Source organism: Actinomyces sp. oral taxon 170 str. F0386 (assembly GCF_000195595.1).
Lineage (GTDB): Bacteria > Actinomycetota > Actinomycetes > Actinomycetales > Actinomycetaceae > Actinomyces.
Window position 1 is genome coordinate 464,762 of the sequence record NZ_GL882544.1, and the last position, 6,412, is coordinate 471,173.

6 protein-coding genes are annotated in these 6,412 nt (G+C 70.3%); all 6 read right to left on the minus strand.

The features are described 5' to 3' along the window. Positions 1 to 4: 4 nt before the first annotated feature. Positions 5 to 1,486, minus strand: coding sequence for an MFS transporter (locus tag HMPREF9056_RS10065; protein WP_009746920.1), 1,482 nt, complete (start codon positions 1,484 to 1,486; stop codon positions 5 to 7). Between the two features lie 28 nt (positions 1,487 to 1,514). Further along, entirely contained in the window at positions 1,515 to 2,915 is a 1,401-nt protein-coding gene (gene brnQ, locus HMPREF9056_RS10070; RefSeq protein ID WP_009746921.1) for a branched-chain amino acid transport system II carrier protein, read from the minus strand. An 82-nt stretch (positions 2,916 to 2,997) separates the two neighbouring features. Beyond that, positions 2,998 to 3,948, minus strand: coding sequence for a diaminopimelate epimerase (dapF, locus tag HMPREF9056_RS10075; RefSeq protein ID WP_009746922.1), 951 nt, complete (start codon positions 3,946 to 3,948; stop codon positions 2,998 to 3,000). A gap of 10 nt (positions 3,949 to 3,958) precedes the next feature. Next, the gene (miaA, locus tag HMPREF9056_RS10080) at positions 3,959 to 4,954 is read right to left on the minus strand and encodes a tRNA (adenosine(37)-N6)-dimethylallyltransferase MiaA (protein ID WP_034514377.1); all 996 of its coding nucleotides are present in this window, start codon (positions 4,952 to 4,954) and stop codon (positions 3,959 to 3,961) included. A 5-nt stretch (positions 4,955 to 4,959) separates the two neighbouring features. Then, positions 4,960 to 5,781 (minus strand): YbjN domain-containing protein, encoded by an 822-nt coding sequence (locus HMPREF9056_RS10085; RefSeq protein WP_009746924.1) that lies wholly within the window; start codon positions 5,779 to 5,781, stop codon positions 4,960 to 4,962. Next, positions 5,781 to 6,251, minus strand: coding sequence for a YbjN domain-containing protein (locus HMPREF9056_RS10090; RefSeq protein ID WP_009746925.1), 471 nt, complete (start codon positions 6,249 to 6,251; stop codon positions 5,781 to 5,783). Before HMPREF9056_RS10090 ends, HMPREF9056_RS10085 begins: the two co-directional genes overlap by 1 nt. Between the last annotated feature and the right edge of the window lie 161 nt (positions 6,252 to 6,412).

Sequence of the window (6,412 nt, forward strand, 5' to 3'; positions counted from 1 at the left end):
ACGGCTACCGGCGTCGTCGGGCCGCCAGGCGCAGGTCGACGACGGCAACCGCGGCCGACACGGCGATGGCCGCCACGACGGCCAGCAGTCCCACCTGGGCGGCGGCGTCCCAGCCCGAGGAGTGCGAGACGCGGAAGGTCAGGCCCGTGATGGCGGCAATGCCGATGGAGGTGCCGATGCGCTCACCGGTCTGGAGGATGCCGCCCGCGGCCCCGGCGTACTCCAGGGGGACGTCGGCCAGGGAGAGGGTCTGGTTCGGCGAGACCACGAGCCCCTGCCCCACACCGAGCACGAGCAGCGTGAGCGTCAACCACCAGGGGCTCCAGCCCGCACGCACGTGCATGTGGATGATGCCCACGCTCGCCAGCAGCCCAGCCATGCCGAGCGCCATACCACCGAGCACCATGGCACGGCCCACCCGGATCACCCGGCGGCCGGCGACGGCGGCAGCGACCGATCCCGCCAGGGCGGCCGGGACGCCGATGAGGCCACTGGCCAGAGCGGTCGAGCCCAGACCGGCCTGGACGTACTGGGCCACGATGATCCACACGGAGGTGTAGCCCAGGAAGTACACGGCGATGGCCAGGCTCCCGTAGGCGAAGGAGGGAATAGCCAGCAGACTGAGGTCCACCATGGGGGCACCGCCCCGGGCCCGGTAGCGCCTCTCCCAGGCAGCCCAGGCCGCGATGATGCCGATGCCCGCCACCTCCAGGCCCCAGATCCAGGCGCCGGCCGACGCCTCCATGAAGGGGACCATGATCAGGAGCGTGCCGACGGTGAGCAGCCCCATCCCCACCGGGTCGAGGTCGACCCTGCGCGATCGGGGCGCCCCGTCCACGTTGGTGTGATCCATGTGATCCGTGCCGCTTCCGCAGCACCAGGCGGAGGCCGGCAGGTAGCGGCGTGCGGCCCAGATGCCGGCCAGGGCGAGGGGGACGTTGATGAGGAAGGAGGTGCGCCAGCCCCAGTCGTCCCCGAGCCAGCCGATGAACCCGCCGCTGAGCACCGGCCCTACCGCTACCGAGACCCCGATGACGGCGCCGAAGAACCCGAAGGCCCGGCCACGGGCCTCACCGGAGTAGTACTGCTGGATCATGCCGGTCACCTGCGGGTTGAGCAGTCCTGAGCCGATTCCCATGACCACACGGGCCAGGTTGAGGGTGACGACGTCGGGAGCCAGGCCCGAGGCGAGCGAACCGACCCCGAACATGAGCATGCCGATGACGAAGATCCGTCCTCTCCCCATAACGTCGCCGGCACGACCGGCCGGGACGAGGACGACTCCGAAGACGAGGGCGTAGCCGGAGACGACGAGCTGAAGACCGGTGGTACCGGCGCTCAGGCTGTGGGAGACCGCCGGCAGGATGACATTGACCGAGGAGACGGCCAGCAGCGTGATGAAGGCGGGGACGAGCAGTGTCGGCAGGAGCCGCCTGTGATCCAAGACCGTTGTCGTGGCCGCGTTGAGGGGACGAGAGATGGGCACTCCGCGAGGTTACCGCGCGCTCAGCGACTCAGAGCTGTGAGGCCGCAGCGTGCTCGACGTCGTGCTGGACCTTGCTGGACTCATCCGGTACCGGAGTGGACCAGGCTCCGGACCTGATGTCCAGGGCGATCCCGATGCCCAGGGCGATGAGGGCCGGCAGGATCCATCCGGTGGAGTCGCTCCATAGCCCGGTGCGCGCCAGCAACCTGCTGGGTCCCTCCCATCCGGCGGCGGTGATGGCGGAGACGGAACCGAAGATCCCCGCCGTGCTCACGCACCACAGGTAGGCGGCCTTGAGCCGTCCGGGAGCCAGGGCATCGACGAGTGTGACGGCGACCAGGGCGATGGCGAAGGGGTAGAGTAGGAACAGCAGAGGCCCTGCGATCTTGAGGATGGCGCTCAGTCCCAGGTTGGCCAGGGTGAAGGAGACGATCGCGCAGGCGGCGAGCTGCCGGTTGAAGGAGACCGCCGGCCAGGCGGTGTAGGCGTATCCGGCCCAGGAGGCCAGCAGGCCCACAGCGGTGGTCAGACAGGCCAGGATGACGATGGCGGCGAAGATGACGACGCCCGAGGTCCCCAGTGTGGAGGAGGCTGCGTTGCGCAGCAGCTCGGTGCCGTCCTTAGTGCCGGTGGTGATCTCCCCCCGGGTGCGGGCGCCCAGGACGGCCAGGCCGATGTACACCAGCCCCAGGAACGCGGCGGCGATACCACCGGACAGGATCGTGCCGCGCACCAGGGCCCTGGGGGAGGTCAGGCCGCGCTCGCGCAAGGAGGTGATGACCACGATGCCGAAGACGGTGGCCGCCAGGACGTCCATGGTGAGGTAGCCCTGAGTCAGCCCGGTGGTCAGAGGTGCGCTCGCGTAGGGCTCGATGGCCTCCCGCTCCACCCCCGGGGCCATGAGGACAGTGACCCCGCACAGCAGGGCCAGCAGGGCCAGCAGGGCGGGCGTCAGCCAGCGGCCGACGCGGTCGGCCAGGCGGCTCGGGCTGCGGGCGATGCCGAAGGACACAGCCATGAACGCCGTCACGTGCACCAGGAGGGACAGGCGGGAGTCGTGGAGCCCCCACAGCTCGAGCACTGGGCGGGTCGCCAGCTCGTAGGCGACCGTGGTGACACGGGCGATGGCGTACAGCGGGCCGATCGCCAGGTAGACCGCCAGTGGCATGACCAGTCCGAATCGGGGTCCCACCCTGCGGGCCAGGCCGAGGATTCCCTCTCCTGAGGTGGACACGGCCACCACGGTGATGAGTGGCATGAGGACGCCGGTGGCGAGGAATCCCACCATGACCGGGACAAAGGACCTGCCCGAGGCCGCCCCCAGCAAGGGCGGGAAGATGAGGTTGCCGGCCCCGAAGAACAGGGCGAAGAGCATCAGTCCGGTCGGCAGGATGGTGCCGACGGTGGTTCGGCTGGGTCTTTGGGTCATGGTGGTGGTTGGTTTCTCTTCTCGGATGCGGCGTCGGTGCGACGTCCGGGAGCCGCACTGATGGCGGCAGGTCTGGAGGGGCTCAGGCGATGGTGACCCGTCCGGTGACGGCGGCCGGCCCGGTCAGCAGCACGGTGCTGTCCTCCGCCAGGGGATTGGCACCCACGTGGACCCCGATCTCTCCACCGGGCACGAGCAGCCGGTAGTCCTCGGGGGCGCCCGGGCCGGTCCAGGTGTGCAGGGCGACGGCTGCGGCACAGCACCCCGTTCCGCAGGAGAGCGTCTCCCCCACTCCACGCTCCAGGACGCGCATGCGGGCGATACCCACCGGCGCCTGAGTGTCGGGGTCGACCTCCTCCCCCAGCGGCACGACGAGCTCGAGGTTGGTGCCGACCTCGGGAAGGGGGTCGTAGACGACCGGGGCTGCGGAGTCGGTGAGCCCGGCGAAGACGGCTGCCTCAAGCTCGTCCTCCTCCCCCAGGGCGACGACGGTGTGGGGGTTGGGCATCTCGACGCTCAGGGCCGCTCGCGGCCCGGCCAGGCCGGGAACCATGACGGTTGTGTCCCAGCCCTCGTCGTCGGCCTCCTCGGGTCGGGTGAGGCGGGCCGGTCCCATATCCACCGTCCACAGGTCGCCCAGGCGGGTGACGGTACGGGCACCGCCGCGCGTGCCGATGGTGACGGACTCACCATCGGCGATCGGACGCAGGCCCTCACTGTCCAGGACGTGGGCGAACAGACGTGTGGCGTTGCCGCACATCTCGGCCACGGATCCGTCGGCGTTGTAGTAGTCCATGAACCACTCGGCCTCGGGCACGGACGCGGCGAAGGCCCCGGCACCGGGCAGGGCGGTGGTCCGCACGACGCGCACGAATCCGTCGGCGCCGATACCGCCGTGGCGGTCGCAGACGGCGGCGATGTCGGCGCCGCTGACGGCGACCTCACAGCTGGGGTCGACCAGCATGAGGAAGTCGTTGAGGGTCGCGTGGCCCTTGATGAGCTCGCGACCACGAAGACCTGTCGAGTGCGGCATGGCTCCAAGCCTAAGCGACGTCGTGAGATGCGAGAACGTGCTCCCATGCCTGCCTGGTCACCCGGGAGCGCTCCTGGTCGGTGCAGCGTCCGTTCTCGTCGAGGTCGACGTCGATCCAGTGCACTCGAGGGTCGCGCCGGAACCACTTGATCTGGCGGGAGGCGAGCTGGCGGGTGGCCAGGGCGGTGGAGGCGACAGCCTCGTCAACGCTCAGCCGGCCGTCGATGACCGCGAGCGCCTGGGCGTAGCCAATGGCCTGTGACGCGGTCTCGCCTTCTCTGAGGCCCTCGGCGACGAGCGCCTCAGCCTCCTCCACGAGCCCGCCCTCGAACATGGCTCGGGCCCGGGCACTGATGCGCAGGTCCAGGAGCGCTCGCTGGCAGCGCAGAGCCAGGTGGACGGTGGGGGCGATGTCCTCGTAGCGGGGCAGTGAGGCGGAGAAGGGGCGGCCTGTGATCTCGATGACCTCGAGGGCCCGCACGATTCTGCGGGTGTTGGAGGCCTCGATCCGCTCGGCGGCCACTGGGTCGACTCGGCTGAGCTCGGCGTGGAGGACAGGGGCTCCCTCTCGCTCGGCGCGCTCGCTCAGGCGGGCGCGAACGGCCGGATCGGTACCGGGGAAGTCGAGGTCGTCAGTGAGGGCACGCACGTACAAGCCGGAGCCCCCGACGATGATCGGCAGATGGCCCCGTGACTCGACGGCGTCGATATCGCCGCGGGCGCTGCGCTGGAAGGCCGCCACGGAGGCCCGGTCCCTGACGCTGAGGACGTCGACCTGGTGGTGGAGGACATGGGCCCGTTCGACGGGGGTGGGCTTGGCGGTTCCGATGTCCATGCCCCGGTAGAGCAGGGAGGCGTCGGCGTTGATGATCTCGGCACGGGCGGCCGGTCCGATGGCCTGTACCCGTTCGGCAAGGTCGAGGGCGAGGGCTGACTTGCCGGTGGCGGTGGGACCCACCACCGCGACTCGTGGGAGCCGGATGGTGCTCGAGGCCGTAGGGCTCACGGTGCTCAGATCTCCGGCAGGAGGGGGCCCACGAGGCTGAGGGCCTGGGTGCAGGCCGACAGGGCCGTGTCCAGGTGGAGGCGCAGCTGGCTGTCGGTCGCCCCGGCGGACAGGTCGGTGAGGTAGGTGGCTCGCACCAGCGGCCCGATGGGGGTGTCGACGACGCCGACGGTGGGGAAGAACTTGTCCCGGTTCCAGTCGTTGACGCTGGCGGCGATCTCGTCGCGCTGGGAGGCGGGGGCGGGTTCCTCCCAGTCCCCGGAGACCAGGAGCCAGCCGTCGTGCCCCTCGGGGATCTCGATGACGAAGGGGAAGGAGTCCCACGTGCCCAGGAGGCAGGGGTGCTCGCGGTCGTCGGCCAGCTGCACGTTGTACTCCATGGGGCCGGTGAGCATGGACTCGATCCGGGACAGGGTCAACGGCTCGGCCTTCTCCCCGGTCTCCTCCCCGCTTGTCGATCCAACGAGACCGGAAGGACTGGAGTGGCCCGATTCCGCGCTGTGGGAGCGGCCGGCGTCGGCGGTGTCCGCCGACGCGGTGGTTGTGGCAGTGCCTGATGGATCCGTCGAGTCGGCCGACCCCGTTGAGGGTGGGGCGTCCGGCGAGCCGGGGGTCTGTGCCGGCCCGGTCGACGGCCCAGTCGATCCGGTCGCCCTCACCGGATCGGTCGGGCCAGCGGCCTTGGAGCGGCCGACGGCTCCGTCCCTCTCGGGAACGACCGGATGGCTCCGCGTACGGCCCTGCTGACGGTCCTCCAGCGCGCGCACGTCCCACTCCTTGCCCAGGAGACGTGCGATGAAGTCGGTGAGGCGTTGCAGTCGCGGCATCAGGGCTCCAGGCTTCCACGCAGCTCGTCGGGGAACTGCTCCTCGGCCTCGTGCATGAGAGCCACGATGAGCCGGCAACCGCCGAAGACGAAGTCCTCGAGCTGCCGGTCCGTCATCCCCGCCTCGAGGGGGTAGGTGTACTCACCGTGAAGACGCACCACTCCACCGTCGGCGACGGTGAGGTAGGCCTTGGGGCCGATGCGGGTGGTGTTCCAGTCCTCGACCAGGGCGCGCAGCTGGCTCAGGTGCTCGGTGTCGGCGATGCGGTGCCAGATCCCGCGCATCTGGACGGCCCTGGTGTCCTGAAAGATGGCGTGGACGGTGACGTAGCGCCACGGGATGCCGACGTCGCCCTCGTCGTCGATGAAGTAGCGCAGTCCCAGTCGCTTGACGCACTCGTGGATACGGTCGACGTCCACGGGCCTGGGGACCGTGGCGGCGGCAGCAGAGCTGGCGTCGGAGCTGGGCATGCTTCCCAGCCTAGCGGGGTCGGCGGGCTGCTCCCCACCGCATCCGGCCCGCTCCACCGTCAGCGCAAAACATATCGGGCCCTCAGCCGGCGTCCCAGCCTTCTCCCATCGCTCACCGCCGGACGGGGAGGATGCGGGCAGTGCGACCGAAGTCGCCACTG

Bases quoted from the DNA above. Each gene is read 5' to 3' on its own strand.
- brnQ (WP_009746921.1), bottom strand. From the start codon at position 2,915: ATGACCCAAAGACCCAGCCGAACCACCGTCGGCACCATCCTGCCGACC.
- dapF (WP_009746922.1), bottom strand. From the start codon at position 3,948: ATGCCGCACTCGACAGGTCTTCGTGGTCGCGAGCTCATCAAGGGCCAC.
- HMPREF9056_RS10085 (WP_009746924.1), bottom strand. From the start codon at position 5,781: ATGCCGCGACTGCAACGCCTCACCGACTTCATCGCACGTCTCCTGGGC.
- HMPREF9056_RS10090 (WP_009746925.1), bottom strand. From the start codon at position 6,251: ATGCCCAGCTCCGACGCCAGCTCTGCTGCCGCCGCCACGGTCCCCAGG.